This window comes from Acetobacter fabarum (assembly GCF_022483405.1).
GTDB lineage: Bacteria > Pseudomonadota > Alphaproteobacteria > Acetobacterales > Acetobacteraceae > Acetobacter > Acetobacter fabarum.
Map to the genome: position 1 here is coordinate 1,280,321 of NZ_JAKVNI010000001.1, position 22,204 is coordinate 1,302,524.

The following is a 22,204-nucleotide window of genomic DNA, read 5'->3' on the forward strand; positions in this document are numbered from 1 at the left end:
GCAAGTTTACTCTGTGTAAACATTGGTTGGCGTGTTGGAGAAACCATTGCGCGCTTTGGCGTAACGCAACGGTTGTTGCTTTTGGAGTTCTTTGTTTTTCAAAGGTATTTGGCGTTATTTCATGCTGTAATTCTTTGTGACGGGTGTGGGGATATTGCCACTATCCCCTTGGTTGCTTCATGGCGTGTCACGCAGTGTTTTCATCACCAGCATAAGCGTTTGCCATATCTCCCGCCGGGCTGTGGGGGAGGCACGGAGCTGGAGCGGGTGGCGCATGGCCAGAACCGGCACATCCCCCAGACCGGGCAGGGCCAGCGTGCCCCATTCGCGCCGTGCGGCGGGGGTGTCTTTGCCGAGCAGCATGGTTGCGGGCAGGCGGCCGCACAGCACAAGGCGGCGGGGGGCAAACAGAGTGATCGCACGGTGCAGGAAGGGCAGGCAGATGCGCTGTTCCGCATCCGATGGGGGGCGGCCACCCGGGGGGCGCCACGGCAGGGCGGTGGCAAGGGTTAGCTGGCTGCGTTCCAGTGGCAGCGGGGCCAGCAGTGTATCCAGCAAGGTGCCACACAGGCCGGCAAAAACATGGCCGCTCCGGTCCTCATCCGCATCAGGGGCTTCCCCGATCAGCATGAGCGGGGCGTTGGTCGGGCCGGAGGGCAGGAGTGTGTGCATGGCCGTGCCGCGCAGGGAGCATGCATCAAACCGCTCCATGGCAGTGCGCAGGGCATCCGGTGTGCTTGCCTGTGCGGCGGCCTGCTGGGCAAGGGCTATGGACTCGCCCAGGCTGGTAATGCCGCCTTCGCCCCCCGCGGCAGGGGTGGGGTTCTGCCGCAGGGTATGGGGCGCTACCATGGGCGGAGCCTGCACGGCTGGCGCGCTCTGGCGGGGTTTGCCGGGGGTGGGCAGGCGTGGCAGATGGTGCGCGCCGGCCCCGCTCAGGCGGTGGTCTGTGGCGGTGTCGGTTACGGCGGTATCCACCCCCCATTCGGTATAGAGGCGGAGGAGGGAGAGGGCATCGTGCATTATCCCACCCCTATCACAATCACGGGGTGGACCAGAATATGGAGCGGATGGTTTGGCGGTTTGGCATGAGCGCGGTAGAGACAAAGCCAGCCGTTCATGTCGTTCCTCATTTGCTATGCTGGCAGATGTGGGCCGCCAGCCGCGGCAACCCGGTGCTGCCGTCTCAGCCTGAATAGGGTTCTTATGCTGTTTTGTCGTCTTATGCCTACGGTTTTCCTGCTGTCTGCCACCATGCTGGTGTCGCCTGCGCTGGCGGCGGTGCCTGAGCCTGCACGTGTTTTACACCATAAAACCGGCCCCGCCGCCCAAGCCGGGCACGGGTATGTCGATTCGGAGGCTTACCTGCGCGGGATCGTGGCTGTGCGCCTGGGGGATGACCTTGAGGCAGCACAGGCCTTCCGCAAGGCATTGCAGGCGGACCCGGCGGATGCAGACCTGTTGCGGCAGGCTTTTGTACGCAGCGTCATGGTCGGTGCCCCTCAGGCGGTGGAACTGGCCCGGGTTGTGGATAAAACACCACAGGACAGGAGTGTGATCTCCGCCCTTGTTCTGGGGGATGACGCAGCTATGCGCGGCGCATGGCCCGAGGCCGTGCAGTATTACCACCGTGCCGGGGCCGACCCCATGGCCCGCCTGATTGTGCCGCTGCTGCTGGCGTGGTGCCAGCAGGCGCAGGGCCACGCGGATGAGGCAATAGAAAACCTGCTCCATGTGCCCGGCTCCGGTCTTATGCCGTTTTATACCCTGCATGCCGCACTTATTGCGCAGGTGGCAGGCCAGTCCGACCGGGCGGGGGCGCTGTTTGTGCAGGCCCAGAAGGCCATGCCCGGCTACGACATGCTCCTGACCCGCTCCCACGCGGCGTGGCTATGGAACCATGGCCAGCAGGACAAGGCACGGGCCGTTATTCGTAAACTGGTGGCAACAGACTCCATTCTGGGGCTGGCAGGCCCCGCCCTGCAGGCGGAAATCGCCCATTACCCCGTGACATCCGCGCGGGAGGGAATCGCCCGTGCCTATGTGCTAACGGCCTTCCTGCTCCGCCAGCAGGCGCGGGAGCAAGCCCAGCAGGGAATGGAAGGGGAGGGCAGTGCGCTCAACCTGTTCCAGTTTAATGAGGCCGCCCGCCTGATGCTGGGCTTTGCGCTGGCCATGGACCCAACGCTGGCTGATGCCCGCCTGATGCTGGCGGAAATTCAGGACGACGAGCACCATTTTGCCGCCGCGCGCGAAACACTGGTGCGCGTTCCCCCGCAGGACCCGCTGGCCATGGTCGCGACCCTGCGCCTTGCGGTGCTGGAAACCACCAACGACCACCCGGCCGAGGCCATACCGCTCCTCCAGCATCTTGCCCAGCAGGTGCCGGGCCAGATTATTATAGAGCGCTCGCTGGGTAACGCCTTCAGCCAGACCAAGGACTGGAAGGCCGCCATAGCCGCCTATACCCGTGCAATTGATCTGGCCAATGTGCAGAAAAGCCCGGACTGGACGCTCCTGTTCCTGCGCGGCATGGCCTACCATGAAGCCGGGGACTGGGCCGCGGCCAAAAATGATACCCGCGCTGCGCTGGCCTATGCCCCGGATGAGCCGCTTTTACTCAATTTTCTGGGTTACGGCATGGTCGAACAGCATGAAGACCTGGCCGAAGCCGAACAGCTTTTGCGCAAGGCCCATGCGCTGGATGACCAGGACGCCGCCATAACAGACAGTCTGGGTTGGGTGCGCGTGGAGCAGGGTGATCTGGCGGGGGGGATTCCCCTGCTGGAAAAAGCCGCCGAGCAGACACCGGAAGACCCGGAGGTAAACTACCATCTGGGCGAGGCCTACTGGCGTATTGGCCGCAAGACCGAAGCCGTGGACCAGTGGAATGTGGCGCTGGGCTTACACCCCAGCCCGGCGGATGAAAGCCTTATACGGGCGGCCTTGCAAAAAGCGGGTGTTCCCCCCACACCTCCTGCCGGGGCGGGTAGCCCTGCGGTACAGCCGGTTCCGGCCGCGCAACCCGCCCCCGCACAACCTGTTCAGGAACAAGGAAAGCACACGCCGTGACCGTTGCAGCACTGGATGTCTCCACCTTTGCATTTACAGAGGCAGCCCCCGCCAAGGTTAACCTGTACCTGCACGTTACCGGCCGCCGGGCAGATGGCTACCACCTGCTGGACAGTCTGGTGGTGTTTGCCGGGGCGGGCGATGTGCTGCACTACCAGCCCGGCCCCGAACCACTGAGCCTGCATGTTACCGGCCGTTTTGGCCGTGTGCTGGATGCTGCCTCCACGGGGGCGGACAACCTTGTGCTTCGTGCGGCCCATGCCTTGCAGAGGCTGCGCGGGAGCCAGACCCGGCTGCCGGGTGGTACACTGGTGCTGGAAAAAAAGCTGCCTGTGGCCTCTGGCATTGGCGGAGGTTCGGCTGATGCCGCTGCGGCCCTGCGCCTGCTGGACCGGGCATGGAACGTACAGGCCAGCCGGGCAGACCTGCTGGCACTGGCCCAGACACTGGGGGCGGATGTGCCCGTCTGCCTGCTCAGCCAGACAATGCGGATGGAAGGAATAGGGGAAAACCTGACCCCCGCCGCCCACCTGCCCGAATGCGGGATGGTTCTGGTAAATTGCGGGCAGGCTGTTTCCACCCCCGAGGTGTTCCGCCGGCGGGATGGGGCTTTTCTGCCGCGCGCTCCCTTGCCCGATAACTGGGCCGATATTGCCGATGTGGTGGCTTTTCTCAAACAGCAAGGGAATAGTCTGGAAGAGGCTGCCTGTGCTGTCTGCCCCCCTGTTGGCCATGTTCTGGCGGATATTGGCGGGCAGGATGGCTGCCTTATGGCCCGTATGAGCGGGTCTGGCGCAACATGTTTTGGGCTGTTTGCCACACCGCAGGCGGCACGGCAGGCCGCAGACCGGCTGGAAGACGCACACTCCGCATGGTGGGTGTGGGGGGGCGGTCTGGTATAATGCGCCTACAGAGTTAATTTATCGTCAACGCGTATAGCGTATAAAGATTCATTAACCATTTTTTATAATTCGGCCACTAAGCCTTTTCCTTCAGGGTATTTTACAGGGGAGGGGGGTGGCGATGGTGCATTATGTCAATACCAATGGCGTAAGCTGCGCAATTACGGACCATCAGGGTTTTCTGGGGGTGCGCGACGGCTACCATGTGGCCATGACCGCCCCCGATGGTACGCGCATTTATGCCGGTGTTATTCACCCTGCCATTTTTGGCGGACAAACCAACGGGAATGTCCTTTTAGGCACGCATGGGTCGTCCCGTGCCGTGCCAGCGCCTGCGGGGGGCACCTATGTTGTGCCGCCGGGCGTGCACGCCACGTTTGGCATAGGCCCCGCTACCGGGCACGCTCCGTTGGGGAGTGCATTTTACATAGGTGGTAATGCCCTGCTGGGTGTGGCCCTTGGTGCGCCCGCTGGTTTGCGGGTGTATGTGGTGGGGGGATACGCCATGTTTGCCCCCACGGAGCCCAATGCCACACTTGATGGCGTGGAACTGAACATTGCCTATGGGGGTGTGTTCTCCTGCGGGGCTGGGCTGGCCGAGGTGCTGTGCGGGGCCACGGTGCGCTTTGGGGCCGGAGGCGGTACGGTGGTGATCCACGCGGATTACGCACCGTTTGACCTGTCTGGCACCGCAATCATGGATTACAACCCCGAACAGGCCATGATCGAGGTCCGCCATAGTGCTCAGCCAGTCGTGACCTGCCGCGTGAGCGCGGACCGCCATTGCCGGAGCATTGTCCTGTACGGTCAGGGGCAGGAGGAAGTCGGGCGTTTTACCGTGGAACTGGCCCAGGGTGCCGTGCTGGATGCCGGGGAATACCATGTGGCCGATACACGCTGCCCGCTGCGCATTACGGCGGCAAAAGGCCAGACCCGTACCCGAGCCTGCTTTATTGAGGGCACGGATATCCACACCGCAAATGCTCCCGCAGAGGTAGAGACATTGCAGGCCGGCAGCCTTGTAGATGTGTGGAGCAAGGGTGGCATGACAACCCAGCGTTTGTTGTGGGTTGCCCGCGGGCATGTGCAGGTCCGCCCCGACTGCGCGGAGGAGGAGGCAGGCTACCCCATTCGCGTTTTACGCCATGCACTGGGGCAGAACCTGCCCGACCGGGACCTGCTGCTTACCCCCCAGCATACCGTTTTGCATAATGGGCGCTTTGTGCCCGTACGCCTGCTGGTGAATGGTGGCAGTATTTTTTATGATCACAGTATTACCAGCTATAATTACACCCTTATGCAAACAGAAACGCATGCTGTTCTTGTAGCCAATGGCGTACCCACAGAGTTTTATCTGGCGCAGGAGGCTGGGCAGGCAGAGGCATGGGCCGGCGGGGTCGTGCGTGTGGGCCGTGCGGCCCCCCATGTGTGGGAGAAGGAGGTTCTGCCATCCCCGCAGGTGGAGCGGGCGGCATTGGCAGCCATGTTTGCCCAGTTGCGCGCACGCGGCCCCAGCGTGCCGGGGTGCAGGCCGTTTGCGGCTGCACCGGAACTGAGCATGGACCCGGACCTGTTTCTGGTCACGGATCGGGGGCAGCGTATCAGGCTGCTGCGGCGTGAGGGAGACAGGTGCTTTTACATGCTGCCAGTCGGGGTGAAAAAGGTTTTCCTCACCTCGCGCACCACCCAGCCTTCGGCTGCTCATGGTGCTTATGGGGATGGCAGGCGTACTTTTGGGGTCAAAATAGGGGGCATAACCCTGTTTAGTGGTGGCCGGCATGTGCCCCAGATTTGCCACTTGCGGGCGGAGGGCGCCGCATGGCCCGGCTGGCATGTTATGGAGGCCAACGCAATAAGCCGCTGGACCACAGGTTATGCCGAATTACCGCTCAAGGGGGTAAAGGAAGGGCTGATCGGGCTGCTGACCATTCAGGTCCATGCGGCGGGGCCATTTGTTGTGCCGCCTCTGGCCGGGGTGGGGGATGGCAGGTTACGGGCCTGAACAAATGAGCTTTGCAGGGCGGGGTAGTTTTTTATAACTCCGCCCCCCCTGCGCTTCCACGCCTGAGGTGGGGTACGCAGGGGGGAGGGCTTTAACGGCCCTGATCGTGCGGGATCAGTCTTTGCGGCACTGGCGGATGTGGTTGAATGCCGCACTCAGCCCCATGGCCGCGAGCGCACCAAACAGGCTGGCCCGCAGACCGGATGAGACAAAAATTGTAAACGGGCTGTTCAGCCTGCGGGCCTTGGCTTCAAACGGGCCTTCGGCGCCGTAAGCGCCGGGTACCGGGTTGTACAGGTCATCTGGCTGAATGCCCTCGGCCCAGTCATGGCTCATCTGGGCTTTGTAGCCGTGGCTGGCCAGCCGGGCCTCGCGGCAGCTACGGCCAGCCAGACGCCAAAGGGCGGCAAAGCTGTTGGCCCAACCGATGGAAATGGAGCGGCTGGTAGTAAAGGCCGCGCGGCAAATGGCCTCTGCGGCAACTTCTGGTTCGTAAACCGGGCCAAAGGGTTTGAGCCGCTTGCCAGTCAGGTTGCGGGTCCAGCCATAATGCGGGGTGTTAATGGCAGGCAGGTCCACCATAACAATGCGGATATGGTCTGCATCATGCCGCAGTTCCGTGCGCAGGCTGTTGCAAAAGCCGCGCAGTGCCGCGCGGGAGCCGTTTTCTGCTGCCTGTAGGGGCAGGTCACGCAGTGTGGGGGCCAGATTAAGGTTGATAATTGCCCCCTGTCCCCTGCGCCGCATAACGTTCAGGGCTGCCAGTGTGCCGTTAACGCTGCCAAGATAGGTCACTTGCGTGGCCCGTGCGATGTCCTGTGCATTCAGGGCTGCAACCTGACCAACAACTGTGGCCCCCGCGCAGTTGGCCCAGACAGAAATGGGGCCGAGTTCGCTTTCAACCCGGTTGGCGGCGTCCTGCACGGCCTGTGCGTCGGCCACGTCCACGCTGATGACAAGGGAGCGGACGGAATGCTGGGCCAGATTCTGTGCCGTGGCTTCCAGGCGTTCTCTGTCCCGCCCCAGCAGGGCGACATCAAACCCCGCGCGCCCCAGTGCGCGGGCTGCTGCACGGCCAATGCCCGAACCTGCTCCTGTAATGACTGCAATCTGAGTTGCCATGCCTGATGTGCCTCCCGCGTTGGTTCTGGTGGTGTGGATGGGGTGTTAAAAACTGGGTCTTTCTACCTGCGCGAGCAGGGGGTGGAGCGCAAGGCGTGCCAGAGCGCGCCTGCCTTGTGCGCCACAGGGGCCATATGGCCCCGTTAAGGGGCTACAGGTAGCGCAGCGCCAAAAAGCCGCCAAGCAGGGCAAGGGCGAATACGCCCGTAACCAGCGGCAGGCGGGTTTCCAGAAAATCCTGAATGGTTGGGCCAAAGCGGCGCAGCAGGCCCGCCACCAGCGCAAAACGCGCGCCACGGGTTACAAGGCTCGCGCACATAAAGGGCAGAATGGCAAAATGCGCCATGCCGCTGGCAATGGTCACAAACTTGTAGGGGATGGGGGTCAACCCCTTGAACAGAATGATCCATACCCCCCACTGGCGGAATTTTTCCTGCAAGGAGAGCAGTGTGTGTTCGGCATGGTAAAAATGCACAATGGGTTTTGCCAGCGTATCCAGCAACAGCGCGCCAATCAGCCAGCCCAGCAGGCCACCGGCCACACTGGCCACGGTGCAGATGGCGGCGTACCGCCATGCCTTGTCCTTTTGTGCCAGCACCATGGGGACAAGCAGCGTTTCCGGCGGGAGGGGGAAAAAGCTGGCTTCTGCAAAAGCCAGTGCCGCCAGCCATAAAGGTGCGTGGGGGCTGGCGGCATGCCGCAGAACGCGGGCGTAGAGTTTATCGAGCATTCAGGTCCGTTACAGTCGTTCTTGGCGCAGCACGGCTTCCGCCTTGCTGTGGATCAGGTCGTATTCCGCCTGTGTCAGGTTGCCCCGATGCAGCATTTCGCTCGCGCGGGCAAGGGCATCCCTTGCATGGGTGGCGTCTGGTATGGGGTAGCGGCGGCCGGGTAGGGCAAAGGCGCTATCGGGCAGGGCATTGCGTTCTTGCGTGGTCAGCTTGGACATGTGCGTATTCCTGTCCCCTCGGTTAAAGGTCGGAGGCACTTTCCACTTCGTCCAGTTCCGCCATGGCGGCTTCTGCACTGGTGGTTGGCACGTCAGAAACTGGCGTGCTCCGCATATCCTGCGCCGGAGGGTGCGACGCGGGAGCCGATGTGAGTGTTTGCGTGACACGGAATGCAGTCAAGACCGCAAATGACCCAAACAGCACTGCACCCATGGCCTGCCCCACCTGTACCCCCTGCGGGCCATAATGCGCGCATAGCAGAACAAACGGAATGGTGCCCAGCGTTGCCCGCCCCCAGTTGAACGCGGTGGAATACAGGGGGAAGCCAAGGTTGTTGAATGCGGCATTGGCAACAAACAGCATGCCAACAAACAGGTAACTGCCAATGGTCCATGTGCAGAACAGGTGCAGAAGTGCCGCAGCATTCCCCTGTGCATTGTACATGGCAATAATCAGGTCCTGCGCAAAGTAGAGTGCAACCCAGGTCAGCCCTACGCTGAGCACAACCAGCTTAAGTGCGGCTGTCAGGGTCTGGCGCACACGGTCGGGGCGGCCTGCGCCCACATTCTGGCCCATGATCGGGCCGACCGAGCCAGTCAGCGCAAACACGAGCGAGAACAGCACCGGCACCATGCGCTCAATAGAGGCCTGCCCCGCCACGGCTTCCAGCCCAAAGCTGGACATGGCGCGCGTGACGTACACCCCCCCTGCGGGTGTTGCCAGATTGGTCAGGATAGCGGGGAGCGATATGCCAGCCACCCGGCGGGTGTCGGGCATAATGCGGCGCAGGCAGGGGCGGGCCAGCATGCTGTGCCGCAGGGCGCCACGCAGCCCGGCCCCGGCCACCACAATGCGGGAGAAGGTGGTGCTGATGGCAGCCCCCACAAGCCCTTCATGCAGCCCGAAAATAAACAGCGGGTCCAGTACGGCCGCCACCACGGCCCCCATAAGGGTAATGTGCATGGAGCCTTTGGCATCCCCCACCACCCGCATAAGGGCCGAGCAGCCCATGCCAACGCAGATCAGGGGCAGGGCAACGCTGAGAATACGCAGGTAGGCTGTGGCTTCGGTCAGGGTTTGCCCCTGTGCGCCAAACAGGTGGAGGATGGGGGCGGCCTCCATGGCCGTGGCAAGGCCCAGAATCCCCGTGACCACGGTCATGACAATCATGGAAGAGGCGGCAAGGCAACGGGCTTCCTCATGCCGTCCGGCACCGATCTCACGCGCTGTGGCGGCACTTATGCCAATGGTCAGGCCAATGGAAATGGCAATCTGTAGGCCAATAACAGCACTGGCAAAGCCAATGGCCGCGGTCATGGCGGTGTTGTTGAGGTGGCTGATATACACCATGTTGAGCATATCAACCGCAAACACGGCCATAAGCCCGATGGCCCCCGTTCCGGCCATGACCAGCACGTGCCGCATGATGCTGCCTGTTGTAAAACAGGCTTTATGGCGGCTGCCGGGCGGGGGTGGCCGGGTCATGCTGGCTCCGTTGGGGCTTGCTCCTTGCGTATGGGCACGCTCGGGCGGACATTACAGCCGGGCAGTATGTCACGTCCGGGCGGCGCTGCGAATAACCTGTTGGTGGATTAAACCGCATGGCTCGGCTGATTTATGGCGTGGGGGCGTGAATCCCGTGCGGCCATGCCGGGCGGAGGATGTGCCCATGTGTGCCCGCTCCGGCAGTGATAGGCTCGTGAGTTGCGTTGGATTCTTATGCGCACTGCGCATGGTAGGTATGCAATTACCACTAAGGGGGTATGCCATGCTGGCAAGGGGCCTGTGGCTGCCTGCCGGGGGTATTCTGGGGCGTGACTATCCGCGCGGAAGAGGCGGAGGTGCGGCGTATGTGGCGGTAAACAGCCATTGGTGGGGTGTTGTGCACCAGACTGGCAAGGGCTGAACCTGCCAGGCGGTGTTGCCCGTGCGGGCAGTTTGCCCGGGACACAGGCCCGTACCCGGCCCGACCGCAACGCTCCCACTTAGAGAAAAGGGCGGATTTGCGCAAGTTAAGGATCATGGACAGGGCGGAGATGCGCGGCTTTTAGGCCACGCCTGCACCCCGGACGCATCAGGCAGGCCGAAGGGTGGATGACAATGGGGCGCGCGGTTGCTAAACCCCCCCTCGCTGCAGTCTTCCTTCCTAATTCGTGTAACAGCTGAGGCCGGGAACCGTCCTTGTCATGAAAATCGTCGCCTGTAATAGCAACCTGCCACTGGCCCAGGCCGTTGCAGCAGAGCTGAACCTGCCCCTGTGTAACGTAACCGTGCGCCGCTTTGCGGACATGGAAGTGTTTGTTGAAATTCATGAAAACGTGCGCGGTGAGGATGTTTTTGTCATCCAGAGCACCTGCACGCCCACGAATGACAACCTGATGGAACTGCTGATCATGCTGGACGCCCTGCGTCGCGGGTCGGCCAAACGTATTACGGCAGTTATTCCGTATTTCGGGTATGCCCGTCAGGACCGCAAATCCGGCCCCCGTACGCCTATCAGCGCCAAGCTGGTTGCCAACCTGCTGGTGGAAGCCGGTGCCAGCCGTGTGCTGACACTGGACCTGCACGCCATGCAGATTCAGGGCTTTTTTGATATTCCGGTGGACAATCTGTACGCAGCCCCCCTGTTTGTGCGCGACATCCGCGCCCAGTACGGTGACCGCGACCTTATGATTGTCTCCCCCGATGTGGGTGGGGTGGTGCGTGCGCGCCAGCTTGCCCAGCGCCTGAACACCGATCTGGCCATTATTGACAAGCGGCGTGAGCGCGCAGGCGTGTCCGAGGTCATGAACGTGATTGGCGACGTCAAGGGGCGTCACTGCCTGCTGGTGGATGATATTGTGGATAGCGGTGGGTCACTGTGCAACGCAGCCCGCGCCATTGCCCAGCAGGGTGCGGCATCGGTTGGTGCATACGTTACCCACGGTGTGCTCACCGGGCAGGCCGTGCCCCGTATTGCCGAGTCCCCGATTGAAATGCTGACCCTGACAGACAGTATTCAGGCAACAGCGCCGGTCATGGCGGCCAGCAATATCCGCCAGATCACCATTTCCGGCCTGCTGGCGCGCGCCATGCGTGCCGTATCGGACGAAAGCTCCGTATCGTCCCTGTTTGACTGAAGGTGCCATGACCGTGCTTCTCCCCCGTCCATACTGGTATCTGCGGCACGGTCAGACGGACTGGAACAGGGCCGGTCTTTCTCAGGGGCGTACGGATGTGCCGCTGAACGAGACCGGGATTGATCAGGCGGTGGAGGCTGGCAGGCTGATCGAGCAGGCCATACGCGCACAAGGGGCGGGAGCCATTACACGCATTGTGTGTTCCCCCCTCGAACGTGCCCACCGTACGGCCCAGATTGTGCGGGATGAACTGGTCGCCTACGGCCTGCCGCAACTCCCCCTGAGCGTGGATGAGGATCTGGCCGAGGTCTGCTTTGGCGAGCAGGAAGGCCAGCCGATTGCCGACTGGTATGATGACTGGATAGCCGAGCAGTACACCCCACCGGGGGCTGAACCGTTTGCCGAGCTTAAAAGCAGAGCTGCCCGTGCGCTTAACCGCGCCACGGCAGCAGATGGGTTACCTCTGGTGGTGGCCCACGGGGCGCTGTTCCGGGCCTTGCGCGCGGTTATGGCCCTGCCAGCCAATGTACGCCTGCCCAACGCCATTCCGCTCAGCGCGGTGCATGATGCACAGACCGGGTGGAATCTGAGCGAACTCCCCTGATATTACGCCTCTGGCCAGAAGGTTTTTTTGCACCTGTTAACTGTGCTGGGCCAGCGTGCCTGCCCGGTGCGGTACAGTAGAGCCGTGCCTGATGTGGGGGCATCGTATGCCTGCCACATCAGGTCAGGCGGGTTGGCGGTTCATTCCCGAACCGTGGGCGGCTGCGGGAAAAGGGACGGGTCATGGATGGCCCGCAGCCTGACGCATTGCGGCAGCATCTTGCGGATCATCTTCATGGTTGCCAGGTCGGAAAGGCCTGTCTGTTCAGAAAACCAGTCCAGTTCTTCTTGCAAAAAGAATCCCCGCACTTCTGCTTCGGTTGCGGGTGGGCTGTGTGGCGCGCTCTGCCAGCGGCGTATGGTGCTGATCATGCCCATGGCCTGTGCGCGTTTTTCCAGCTTACTGGGTAGGTCGGGCCGGGGGACGGGACCGAGCACTTCGTTCAGTGCGGTCATCAGGCCCGATTTGTCGCCCGTGGCGCCGGTAATAAAATCCCCCACATGCGTGATGGCATTGGAGACGGTGTTAAGGAATGTCATGGTAGCCCCCTGTTGTTAAAAAAGGAGATACAGGTGCAACGGACCGCAGGGCGGTGGAGTTGCAGGGCGGAATATTAAATAAAAAACATCTGGCAGCCCTGTGCGCAGCACTCTGGCAAAGGCCTTGCCCGCTCCCTACATTACGTAGGGTTCACGTGGTTGCCCCTTTTTGGGGGAAAGCCGCAAAAGCAAGGAAATACCATGTCTGATCTGATCGTGCTGGGCTTTGACCATATTGATGACGCCGCCAAGGTGCTGAGCGAATGCCACACCTTGCAGAAAGAATACCTGCTAGACCTGGAAGATGCCGTTGTGGTCACGCGGGATGCCACCGGCAAGCCGCGTTTGCACCAGAGCGTTAATCTGGAAAAAGCGGGTGCATCCTGGGGGCTGTTCTCTGGCGGGTTCTGGGGTGCGGTGGTCGGGCTTTTGTGCCTTAACCCGCTGGCAGGCTTTGTTATTGGCAGTGCCGTTGGGGCCGGTGCAGGCGCTCTGGCAGGCAAGATGTCCGATTACGGGATTGATGACGGGTTTATTACCAAACTGAGCGACACCATTCCCCCCAACACCTCTGCCCTGTTTGTGCTGGTGCGCAAATCCCAGCCGGATAAGGTTCTGGCCGATCTGCAACAGTTCAAAGGCCATGCCCGTATTTTGCAGACATCCCTCTCCCCCGAAGCAGAAGCACGGCTCAAGGCGGCTCTGGGCGATGCCTCAGCCCCCGCCCAGCCTGTGGCCTGAACTCCAGCGTTTTAATGCGGTGCATGCAGGGGGTGGCGGGCATATGCCCGCCACCCCCTGTTTTTATGGGTCGGTGTATCGGGCGTGCCGTGTCTGAGTAGAGCGTGCCTGCCCTTACGGTTTTCTGCGTGGTTGTGCAGGCGGGGCTGGCATAGTAGGGGCACGTCTGCCTTCTTTTCCATTCTGTCGGGTTATGCTGCCATGGTACGTCTTGTCATGCTCTCGGTCGGGGCGTTCATATGGCTTGTGACCGAGGTCATGCCCATTGGGTTGCTGACCGATATTGCACAGGGGCTGCATGTATCCCCCGCTCAGGTTGGGCTGCTGGTTACAGGCTATGCCTGGCTGGTGGCGTTAACGGCCATTCCGCTAACATTGCTGACTTCTGGCGTGGACCGGCGGGTACTTGTGGCCAGCCTGCTGCTGCTGGCTGGCGGGGTGGATATAGCCTGCGCCTTTGTCACCAATTATGCGCTCATGGCCGTGCTACGCATTATGCTGGCATTGGGGCATGGTATTTTCTGGTCGGTTATTGCGGGGGTTGCGGTCCGTCTGGCGCCAGACATACCTGTGGCACGGGCCACGGGCTGGGCTTTTACAGGGGTTGCGGTGGGGTTTGCCGGGGGTATTCCCCTTGTGTCCGCCATTGGGCAATGGCTGGGCTGGCGTGCGGCTTTTTTAACCTGCGGTGCAGGGGCTCTGGCGGTGTTTGCCGCAGCTCTGGTGCTGTTGCCCGCCATGCCGGCCCAGCGGCGGCGGCTGGACCTGCTGCGCCTGCTCCGCCAGCCCGTGTTCGTTTATATTGCCGTGCTGACAATGCTGGTGATTATCGCGCATTTTACGGCTTACACGTATATCATCCCGCTCCTGCAAACCATTCCGCATAGTCCTGAACGGCTTATTCCCGTTCTGCTGCTGGTGTATGGCGTTGCGGGGGTTGGTGGCAACTGGGTGGGGGGGCGGCTACCCTGTTCTGCCGGACGGCTGATTGGTGTGGCAACGGCGGCGCTTGTAGCCAGCCACGGCATTATGGTGGCGGCAGGCTGGTGGCCCGGTCTGGTCTGGGTGGATATGGTCGTGTGGGGGATTGTTGGCGCGGTTATGAACATGGCCCCCCAGAGTTACGCCATGGAACTGGCTCCGGATGAGCGCGAGGCCGCATGCTCCTTTAGCGTGACCGGCTTTAATGCCGGTATTGGTGGGGGTGCTTTATGCGGCGGGGTCGTGCTGGGTGCCGCCGGCCCTTACGCGGTGCTGGCATGGAGTGCGGGTATTGCTCTGCTTGCCCTGCTGGTGCTGTGGGCCGGACGGTTTGTGGTGAGTGGCAGAAAACAGGGCTGAACGGGGTGTGCCCATTCAGCCCCGGTTGTTAAAACCCTTGCGATATACCGCACAGTATGGTCCTGCGCAGGCCGTATTGGGGTGCGGTAACACCAATGCCCGAACCATCACGCAGCATGTAGGTGTGGTCTCCCAGATTGATCACATCCAGCCTTAGCTGCGTGTCCCCCTGCCATGCCGAGCCAAAGGTGTTGTGAATGGTCTGCACGGCAGAAAAATTAACGGTAGCATAAGGTGTTAATGCAAGCCCGTTGGGGATGCCGTTTGCATCATCATCCGCGCGCAGGCCACTGCCATAGACCAGTGTGGCGGACAGGCGTAGCGGAGCACGGGTTTTGTGGAAAAATGTGTATGCTGCTCCAGCAGATGCGGTCCAGCGCTGGTCATGGTCCAGATGGACCCAGCGGCTGCTGATGTAGTCCAGTTCGCCCTGGTCAAAATTGAACTGCGCACTGGTAATTTTTTTACCAATGGCGCGTGACCATGCAAAATTACCGTAAAGGGAGAGTGGGCCGCGGTCGTAGGAGGTGCTGACTTCGTACCCATTTACCTGCCCATGGCGGTAGTTAAAGCCGCTCAGAATAATGGGGGCGCCAAACTGGCCCTCATCAATCAGGTTCTTGGCCAGTTTGTAATAGGCGTCAAAGGCAATATGCCAGCCGGGCAGAATGGTCTGGTCAAACCCTGCGTCAAAATAATGGTCGCGCTCGGCACGCACTTTGCTGTTTGTGAGCGAATTGGGTGCGCCACTGGTGCCGTACAGATGGGTAAGCGATGCCCCGCTTACAATTTCAAACGGTGGGGGGGTAAAATAGCGCGAGTAGCCTGCGTGCAGGGTGCCGTTTTTCCATGGTTTCCACACAAGGTTTACACGCGGGCTAAACTGGTGTTCGGCGGTGTATTCGCTCACGCCATCAAAACGCAGGCCGTAATTGATGGTCAGGTTACGCAAGGGGCGCCATTCGTCCTGCGCGTACACGCCATAAACCATGCCGGTTTTGCCGCTGCTGTCATACACATTAAAGGGGTTGGGGCCGTATGTGGGCGGGGTGCTGCCAACATTGGTCTGTGGGAAAACGGTTGATGTGGTGCTCGAAACATTGCGTTCCACAAAAACCTGAAACCCGAAGCGCACAGTATGGTCGCGCGCTGCGCGCCAGGTTACGTCGTGCTGGGTGCCGGTGGAAAAGACCGAGCGCGCGGCCCGCTGGGCATTGCCAAGGTAGAGCAGGTCCCCCGTGGGGTCGGGGGAGTAGCGCAGGGAGCTGTAGCGGGTAAAAACGGAATCCTGTAGGCTAAAAGCTCCAATTTCCTTTTGCAGGGCCAGCACGGCAAAGTCGGTAATCTGCTTTTGGTGTTCGTTCAGGCTATCGCTGTTGGTAGTGGCCCCTGCGGGAGGTGTGTAGTTTTGGCTCCAGCTATCGGGCGTTAGGCCGGGGTTGTTAGGGAGCTGGTATTCCGCGTTGGAAATGCCTGCAATCAGGCTGATCCGCGTATCTTCATCCACCGTATAACGGGCATGGCCCAAAAAGTGGTACTGGTTGCTCAGGTCATGTGGGGCGTTAAATGAGCTTGTGGTGTTTTCTATGCCCACGCGGTCATGCACAAAGTCCGCCGTGGCAAAAAAATCCCACTTTCCTTTGTGAAAACCATATTGCAGGGAAGGGAAGAAGTAATCTCGTGCCCCACCGTAAATGGACAGGTTCCCCCCTGCATTGGTCGTACCGTTTTTGGTGGTAATATCCACCACGGCAGCCTGCAGGAAGCCAAACTGGCTGGGCAGCGCGCCTGTGGTCAGGGACATGTTATCGGCAAAGCGGGTCATCAGTGCCTGCCCGAATACGCTCAGCCCTTCGGGTAGCTGCACGCCATCAAGGCGGAACTGCACTTCGTTATGGTCCCCGCGCACATGGATCTGGCCGTAGCTGTCCTGCGCAACCCCCGGAGCTTGCAAAAGAACCTGATTAAGCGGGGCATTATCCCCACCGGGAATATTCTCCAGCGCCTGACGGCTGAAATGGTACACGCTGGCCCCCGTGGTGGGCGACAGCTCGGAACGGGCACGGTCCAGATGTGCGGTTACAATAACCTGTTCCGCCTCATGCGTGGTGGAGTGGGGGATAACCTGCACGGTTTCCGCCCCTTTGCGCACGGGCTTTTTGGCCGTGGCCGGGGTGCCAGTGCCTGCAAGTGTGCCTGTGGTTGTCGTGGCTGTGACCTGCGTGGTGGTCGTGGCCGTCTGGGCTGCTGCTGCATGGCCTGTTGCCAGCAGGCTGCTCAAAAAAGAAGAGCAGAGGAGAAGACCAGATGGTCGGTAGGTCATAATTACATGCCGCCTGAATTGGAGTGAGCCAAGGGCCGCATAGCTATTAGTTATAATATAACATAACAATCAAATTATGCGCCGCACCGCAAACAGGACCAACCTCTGTTGCATTTGTGCAACGCATGGCAGACCCACCTCAAACAGTGCCCTATACAGCACCATGCCATACAAAAACGCCTCTCCCCCACAAGGTGGTGGGGGAGAGGCGTTTGAAAAAAACCCTTATTATAAAAAGGTTATTTGGTTGTGTAGCCACCGTTGACCAGAATGGTCTGCCCTGTCATCCACCAGCCATCGGACACCATAAAGCGTACATGGGGCACAATATCTTCCACCTCTGTCAGCCCTGTCTGGCTGAAGGGGGAAAGTGCTGCGGCACTCTTGTGGTAGGCAACGGCCTCTGGTTCCTCCTGCCCGTAAAAGAACGGGGTATCCATGGGGCCAGGCCCAATGGCGTTGACCGAAATACCGCGTGCTCCCAGCTCCTTGGAGGCAGCGCGGGTAAAGTGCTCCACGGCTGCCTTGGCACCTGCATAGGTGCTGTAGAATGGAGTGTAAGCACCAAGCAGGGAGGTCACAATGCTGAGCAGTTTGCCGTTGTCGTTCAGGTGTTTGCCGGCTTCGCGGATAAACTGGAACGCCACCTTTGTGTTAATGGCGAACATGGCATCGTATTCTTCATCCGTTGTGTCGGCTATGGGCTTTTTGAGCACTTTGCCCACGGTGTTGATCGCTATGTCCAGCCCCCCCGTCATCTGTCGTGTTTTTTCAAACAGATCGGCCATGGCTCCGGGCTGGGTCAGGTCTGCCTGAATAACAAAGGCTTTTGCGCCAACATTGCGCACGGCTTGCGCTGTGGCCTTGGCATCTGCCTCGGTTGCGGAGCTGTTGTAGTGAATGACAACCGTTTGGGCGCCATGCCTTGCCAGATCACGGGCCACCATTCCGCCAAGGTTTTTGGCCCCACCTGTGATCAGAACGGTTTTGCCGGTTATGCTGTGTGTGGTCATGTCTGTGCTGCCTTAGCTGGTGCAAACAGGCGCTGGCCCGTTTTTTCTGTCCGGGCACAGTATCATTTGTAAATTACCAATAAAGCGGCGGAATATGATAAGACCTGTCAGCTTTTGCGAATAATCCGGGGTGGGGCAGGGGGCAGGTCAATGGACCGTATAGATCAATGCCGCATATTTGCGCGCGTGGTGGAAACGGGCAGTTTTACCCGTGCGGCAGAAACATTGGGCCAGCCACGCTCCACCGTATCGACCGCCGTGCAGGCACTGGAAGCACGCGTGGGGGCGCGGTTGCTGGCGCGCACCACCCGCTCCGTAACCCCCACCCCAGACGGACGCGCGTTTTACGAACACTGCGTAAGGCTTGTGGCGGATATGGACGAGGCGGAGGACCTGTTCCGCCGCGAGCGCGGGCACGTGCGTGGGGTGCTGCGGGTTAACCTGCCTGCGCGTATTGGCCGCCTGATTGTTGCCCCAGCACTGCCGGAGTTTGTTGCGGCCCATCCAGATATTCAGCTTGAACTGGGGGTAACGGACAGGCCGGTAAACCTGACGGAGGAGGGGCTGGACTGTGTGCTAAGGGTAGGCACATTGCATGATTCAGGACTGATCGCGCGGCGCATGGGGCGTATGAGCCTGCTCAATGTTGCCAGCCCCGCCTACCTTGCCCGCCACGGCATACCCCGGACCCCGGCCGATCTGGCGCGCGATGGGCATGTTGCCGTGCGTTACATGTCCCCCGCCAATGGGCGGGTGGAGGCATGGGAGTGGGAGGAAAACGGAACCCTCCACACGCTGGACCTGCCCGGCCCCGTAACCGTGAACAGTGCGGAAACCCAGATTGCCTGCTGTCTGGCCGGGCTGGGGCTTATTCAGGTGCCACAATATGATGTAAAGCCCTTGGTGCAGAGCGGGGAGTTATGTGCGGTGTTGCCGCACTGGTGCGCACCCGCCATGCCGGTAAACCTGCTTTACCCCCACAGGCGGCACCTTTCCTCCCGCGTGCAGGCTTTTGCCGGGTGGATGGAAGGGCTTTTGGCCCAGCATCTGCTCTGACCCGCCATGGCAGCGGGCCAGTACGCAGGGTTCAGGGCAGACGGGGGATAATAACCGGATTTTTGGAGTTGGGGTCCGGGTTAAGTTCAACCGTACCCGACTGGGAGGAGTAGGTGGACCCGGCAGACTGATTGGGGCCCTTGGGCTCATGGAAGGCCGAAACAGGGCCAAACAGCAGGCTGCCTGTGTTTTTGTTCATTGTGCCTTCCGGCTGGCGGGAGCAGCCGCGGGTAATAATGGAGCAGATCCCGTCCGAGCCAATCAGCTCATCATTATTGCCGGTGTAATGCACATCCGCCACCCGGTCATGGTCCAGCCGGATCACGGCGGAGCAGGTGGTGCCACCCCCACCCCCAAGCTGGTTGATGGTGGTGACAATATCCCCCACCGGAATAAGCGTGGAGCCCCCATAGCTGGGCTGGGGCTGTGTGCCGTTATAGATAAAAATCTGTGTTGTATCGTTTAACTGCTTTGTGGCGGAGGGTAGGCCCGCGCAGGCTTGCAGGTCGTATGATGTCATGCCGATCATGGTAACTTGCGCCTTATGCGCGGCACGCGAGTCAAAGTAACCGCACCCGCTCAACCCCAGACAGAGGGAGGACAGGGCAAGGGTGTTTAAAAGACGACAGTTCATATAAAGGCATATCCCAATAGCCAGACTTGGCGCATGCCCCCGCATGGCACACATTCCGCGCCCAGCCTACTGTGTTCTGTGCGCGCGATGCAAGGCGCAAACAAAGTGTAAAATAAAACCGTGCCAGTAAAATATGCTGTGTCCGCTATTATAGATCGGGCACCGGGCAGTCCTGCCCTATGGGGGCGGTCGCTATAAATGCGTCCGCCGCAGTCTTGCCATCCGTGTTATATGCTTTCATCATAAGGGGTGTGGTCACTGGGTGTGGCATCTGTTGTGGATATAAAAATCACAAGTGACGTCTGCCCGTTTGCTTATTGCAAACATTGTTTTCAATATTGGGTGTGCTTGCCGCCCCACCTCTGGCCCCTGTAAGGGAGAACTGCCGGTTATGTTGTTTTTGTTCCGCCATAAGGCGGCTGCGCTCTCCCCTTTCATGCTGTTGCTGCTGGGGGCGTGCGCCTATGTTACGCCCTCCCAGCCTGCGGCTCCGCCCTTGCCTGCTCTGGCAAAGCCTGCTCCGTTCAGTGCAGCGGATGCCGTTTTTGTGCAAAAGCTCAACACCATGGACCTTGCCCAGATTGGCATGGCCAACATAGCCAGAACCCATGCCGCCCGGAACGATATTGCCCTTGTGGGGGAGACGATCTCCAAGGACATAGGCGCGCTGCAAGCCCGGCTGGCCAAGGTGGCTGCGGCCCATGCCCTGACCCTGCCTGCCCAGCCATCTGGCCCCGAACAAAAACAGATCGAACGCCTGCAACGCTGGCAGGGTGCTGCGTTTGACAGGCATTACATCCGCTACTTTACGGCTACACATGCCAAAATTAAGCCTGTGCTTGCCAGCCAGATTGCCACCTCCAAAAACCCCGATCTGGTCGCAATCGCGCGGGATGTGCAGACCCGGCTGGCGGATTATCAGGCCGTCATGCGCTAGGGGCCTGCCTGCACGGGAAAGGTGCATGCAGTCTTTTATGAGGCTGTGAGTTGATAATGGCTTGCACAAAAACATGAAGCCCCGCAAAGGGCATGCACCATGCTGACAATCGAATTCATTCTGCTGCTTTTACTGCTGACCGCTGTGAGCAGCCTGATAACCTTGCGGTTTAAACAAAAGGTGCCGCAGCCCGTTATTCTGATCGCTCTGGGCGTTTGCGCCGGGCTTGCGGGCATGCATGTGCAGTTGCACCCCGAACTGTTCATGTTCGTGTTTCTGCCGCCTCTTCTGTTCGCGGATGCATTTCGTATGCCCCTGCGCGAGTTTGGGGAGCTGCGTGGGCCAATCCTGTTTCTGGCCTTTGGGCTGGTGGTGCTCAGCACCCTGCTGTGTGGCTATGCCATTCACTGGATTTTGCCGGTCATGAGCCTGCCGGTCTGCTTTACGCTCTCGGCCGCCCTGTCCCCCACAGATACGGTTGCCGTATCCAGCCTGATCAAGGGCAGGCGGGTGCCTACACGGCTGTTGCAGCTTTTGTCAGGCGAGGCGCTGTTTAACGATGCCTCGGGCCTTGTCTGCTTCCGTTTTGCCATGGCCGATGCGCTTACGGGTGAGTTCTCCTACCAGCAGGCGTTTGGCACGTTTTTGCTGGTCGCGTTCGGAGGGCTGGCCATTGGGGGGATTGTCGCCTGGGTTGCCGCCCGCCTGAACAAGATGCTCACCCGCTCCGGGTATGATGAAACCCAGTCCCAGATTGTGCTGGTACTGCTTCTGCCGTTTTTGATGTACGCTCTGGCGGAAGCCATGGGGTGCTCGGGCATTCTGGCCGCGGTTGCGGGCTGTATGGTGGTCAAGCTTTCAGGGATTGTGGAGGATGCCTCCACCAGCACCCGCCTGCAATCCACCACGGTATGGACCATGGTCAGCTACGTGTTTAACGCGCTGATCTTTCTGTTCCTTGGCTTGCAACTCCCTAACCTATTGCAAAGTGCGCATACGCTGGTACTGGCCCAGCATGTGGGCATGTGGCGGCTGGGGCTGCTGGTGGTGCAGATTTACTGCATTATGCTGGTCATGCGGTTTATGGGGGTCTGGCTGTCCATTGCCTGCCGCTGGGCTTCCGCACGGATCAACCATATTCCGTTCGAGGCCACAGGGTTTGCCGCCAGCCTGCTGCTGAGTTTTGCCGGGGTGCGTGGTGCGGTTACGCTGGCGGCGGTGCTGTCCCTGCCTACAGGGGAGGATGGCACAATGTCCTTCCCCACGCGTGAAGCCGTGGTGGTTATTGCCGCGGGGGTTATTGTTCTTTCCCTGCTGGTTGCCAGCGTGATTATTCCCTTATGCCTGAAGTTTATCCCGGCCGAACTGGTGGATAAAAATGCGCAGGAGGAAAACATGGCCCGCCAGCGGTTGCTGCGTGCCGCACTGGACCTGCTGCGCAAGGCCGAAACCATGCCCGCCATAGAAACCCCGCCCGAAACGGAGGAGGAGAAAGCCGCTCTGGAGGCCGCCCGTGTGGAGGTTATTGCCCGCCTGACCAAGCTCTACCAGACCCGGCTGGAGCAGGAGGACGCCACCCCCCGCATTGCCCAGGCCGATAGGCGCAACGCCATACGGCATGCCCGTATGGAACTGGCCCTGCGCCTGCAAATCCTGCGGGCCGAACGCCAGACCATGCGTGAACTGGTGGCCCAGCAGGACATTAATGACCAGACAGAGTGGAAGCTACAGCAAGAACTGGATTACGAGGAGGAAGTGATTCACGCCCTCGCCCAGCGCCTCCCAAGGGAGGTCTGACCCGACAGGTATCCGTAGGCGGCAGGGTGTCTGGGCTCAGACCTCTTGAGGG

At 60.5% G+C, this 22,204-nt stretch carries 20 protein-coding genes; 11 read left to right on the forward strand and 9 right to left on the reverse strand.

What is annotated here, in order from left to right; translation table 11 throughout:
- Nucleotides 1–177: 177 nt before the first annotated feature.
- Entirely contained in the window at nucleotides 178–1,023 is an 846-nt protein-coding gene (locus LKE65_RS06100; RefSeq protein WP_278740743.1) for a uracil-DNA glycosylase, read from the reverse strand.
- Between the two features lie 183 nt (nucleotides 1,024–1,206).
- On the opposite strand from LKE65_RS06100, the gene LKE65_RS06105 reads away from it, so the two are divergent.
- The 3 genes from LKE65_RS06105 to LKE65_RS06115 all read left to right on the forward strand — a co-directional run bounded on the left by LKE65_RS06105 (nucleotide 1,207) and on the right by LKE65_RS06115 (nucleotide 5,976).
- Nucleotides 1,207–3,072, forward strand: a complete 1,866-nt coding sequence (locus tag LKE65_RS06105; protein WP_278740744.1) for a tetratricopeptide repeat protein — start codon at nucleotides 1,207–1,209, stop codon at nucleotides 3,070–3,072.
- Nucleotides 3,069–3,974, forward strand: a complete 906-nt coding sequence (locus LKE65_RS06110) for a 4-(cytidine 5'-diphospho)-2-C-methyl-D-erythritol kinase (protein ID WP_278740745.1) — start codon at nucleotides 3,069–3,071, stop codon at nucleotides 3,972–3,974. Before LKE65_RS06105 ends, LKE65_RS06110 begins: the two co-directional genes overlap by 4 nt.
- A gap of 121 nt (nucleotides 3,975–4,095) precedes the next feature.
- Complete coding sequence (locus LKE65_RS06115; protein ID WP_278740746.1) at nucleotides 4,096–5,976, forward strand: Hint domain-containing protein; 1,881 nt, start codon at nucleotides 4,096–4,098, stop codon at nucleotides 5,974–5,976.
- Between the two features lie 114 nt (nucleotides 5,977–6,090).
- On the opposite strand, the gene LKE65_RS06120 is transcribed toward LKE65_RS06115, so the two are convergent.
- From LKE65_RS06120 to LKE65_RS06135, 4 genes are all read right to left on the reverse strand, one after another.
- Entirely contained in the window at nucleotides 6,091–7,098 is a 1,008-nt protein-coding gene (locus tag LKE65_RS06120; RefSeq protein WP_278740747.1) for an SDR family oxidoreductase, read from the reverse strand.
- A 151-nt stretch (nucleotides 7,099–7,249) separates the two neighbouring features.
- Entirely contained in the window at nucleotides 7,250–7,828 is a 579-nt protein-coding gene (locus LKE65_RS06125; protein WP_086647228.1) for a YqaA family protein, read from the reverse strand.
- A gap of 9 nt (nucleotides 7,829–7,837) precedes the next feature.
- A complete protein-coding gene (locus LKE65_RS06130) occupies nucleotides 7,838–8,047 on the reverse strand; it encodes a hypothetical protein (RefSeq protein ID WP_086647229.1) in 210 nt (69 codons plus the stop codon).
- A gap of 22 nt (nucleotides 8,048–8,069) precedes the next feature.
- The gene (locus LKE65_RS06135; protein ID WP_278740748.1) at nucleotides 8,070–9,533 is read right to left on the reverse strand and encodes an MATE family efflux transporter; all 1,464 of its coding nucleotides are present in this window, start codon (nucleotides 9,531–9,533) and stop codon (nucleotides 8,070–8,072) included.
- Nucleotides 9,534–9,816: 283 nt separating this feature from the next.
- Here LKE65_RS06135 and LKE65_RS06140 point away from each other — a divergent pair, with 283 nt between their 5' ends.
- The 3 genes from LKE65_RS06140 to LKE65_RS06150 all read left to right on the forward strand — a co-directional run bounded on the left by LKE65_RS06140 (nucleotide 9,817) and on the right by LKE65_RS06150 (nucleotide 11,771).
- Complete coding sequence (locus LKE65_RS06140; RefSeq protein WP_278740749.1) at nucleotides 9,817–9,954, forward strand: hypothetical protein; 138 nt, start codon at nucleotides 9,817–9,819, stop codon at nucleotides 9,952–9,954.
- Nucleotides 9,955–10,234: 280 nt separating this feature from the next.
- Nucleotides 10,235–11,167 carry a ribose-phosphate pyrophosphokinase gene (locus tag LKE65_RS06145; protein ID WP_086647231.1) on the forward strand — a complete coding sequence of 311 codons (933 nt, stop codon included), beginning with the start codon at nucleotides 10,235–10,237 and terminating at the stop codon, nucleotides 11,165–11,167.
- Between the two features lie 7 nt (nucleotides 11,168–11,174).
- On the forward strand, nucleotides 11,175–11,771 hold the full coding sequence (locus LKE65_RS06150) for a histidine phosphatase family protein (RefSeq protein ID WP_253527672.1): 597 nt from the start codon (nucleotides 11,175–11,177) through the stop codon (nucleotides 11,769–11,771).
- 140 nt (nucleotides 11,772–11,911) lie between these two features.
- Here LKE65_RS06150 and LKE65_RS06155 read toward each other — a convergent pair whose 3' ends face one another.
- Nucleotides 11,912–12,310: a hypothetical protein gene (locus LKE65_RS06155; protein ID WP_086647233.1), complete on the reverse strand. Its 399-nt coding sequence runs from the start codon at nucleotides 12,308–12,310 to the stop codon at nucleotides 11,912–11,914.
- A 201-nt stretch (nucleotides 12,311–12,511) separates the two neighbouring features.
- Here LKE65_RS06155 and LKE65_RS06160 point away from each other — a divergent pair, with 201 nt between their 5' ends.
- Together LKE65_RS06160 and LKE65_RS06165 are read left to right on the forward strand one after the other, a co-directional pair.
- Nucleotides 12,512–13,051, forward strand: a complete 540-nt coding sequence (locus LKE65_RS06160; RefSeq protein WP_086647234.1) for a DUF1269 domain-containing protein — start codon at nucleotides 12,512–12,514, stop codon at nucleotides 13,049–13,051.
- 201 nt (nucleotides 13,052–13,252) lie between these two features.
- Nucleotides 13,253–14,392 (forward strand): MFS transporter, encoded by a 1,140-nt coding sequence (locus tag LKE65_RS06165; RefSeq protein WP_086647235.1) that lies wholly within the window; start codon nucleotides 13,253–13,255, stop codon nucleotides 14,390–14,392.
- Nucleotides 14,393–14,420: 28 nt separating this feature from the next.
- Here the strand turns inward: LKE65_RS06165 and LKE65_RS06170 are convergent, their stop codons facing one another.
- The gene (locus tag LKE65_RS06170) at nucleotides 14,421–16,715 is read right to left on the reverse strand and encodes a TonB-dependent receptor (RefSeq protein WP_095350216.1); all 2,295 of its coding nucleotides are present in this window, start codon (nucleotides 16,713–16,715) and stop codon (nucleotides 14,421–14,423) included.
- 239 nt (nucleotides 16,716–16,954) lie between these two features.
- Nucleotides 16,955–17,728 (reverse strand): SDR family oxidoreductase, encoded by a 774-nt coding sequence (locus tag LKE65_RS06175; protein ID WP_095350217.1) that lies wholly within the window; start codon nucleotides 17,726–17,728, stop codon nucleotides 16,955–16,957.
- Nucleotides 17,729–17,878: 150 nt separating this feature from the next.
- Here LKE65_RS06175 and LKE65_RS06180 point away from each other — a divergent pair, with 150 nt between their 5' ends.
- Nucleotides 17,879–18,784, forward strand: a complete 906-nt coding sequence (locus tag LKE65_RS06180) for a LysR family transcriptional regulator (protein WP_278740750.1) — start codon at nucleotides 17,879–17,881, stop codon at nucleotides 18,782–18,784.
- 31 nt (nucleotides 18,785–18,815) lie between these two features.
- Here LKE65_RS06180 and LKE65_RS06185 read toward each other — a convergent pair whose 3' ends face one another.
- Entirely contained in the window at nucleotides 18,816–19,313 is a 498-nt protein-coding gene (locus tag LKE65_RS06185) for a hypothetical protein (RefSeq protein ID WP_086647243.1), read from the reverse strand.
- A 496-nt stretch (nucleotides 19,314–19,809) separates the two neighbouring features.
- Between LKE65_RS06185 and LKE65_RS06190 the strand changes: the two genes are divergently transcribed.
- Both LKE65_RS06190 and LKE65_RS06195 read left to right on the forward strand, forming a co-directional pair.
- Nucleotides 19,810–20,355 carry a DUF4142 domain-containing protein gene (locus LKE65_RS06190; protein WP_095350222.1) on the forward strand — a complete coding sequence of 182 codons (546 nt, stop codon included), beginning with the start codon at nucleotides 19,810–19,812 and terminating at the stop codon, nucleotides 20,353–20,355.
- Between the two features lie 99 nt (nucleotides 20,356–20,454).
- Nucleotides 20,455–22,152 carry a Na+/H+ antiporter gene (locus tag LKE65_RS06195; RefSeq protein ID WP_086647239.1) on the forward strand — a complete coding sequence of 566 codons (1,698 nt, stop codon included), beginning with the start codon at nucleotides 20,455–20,457 and terminating at the stop codon, nucleotides 22,150–22,152.
- Nucleotides 22,153–22,204 lie beyond the last annotated feature (52 nt).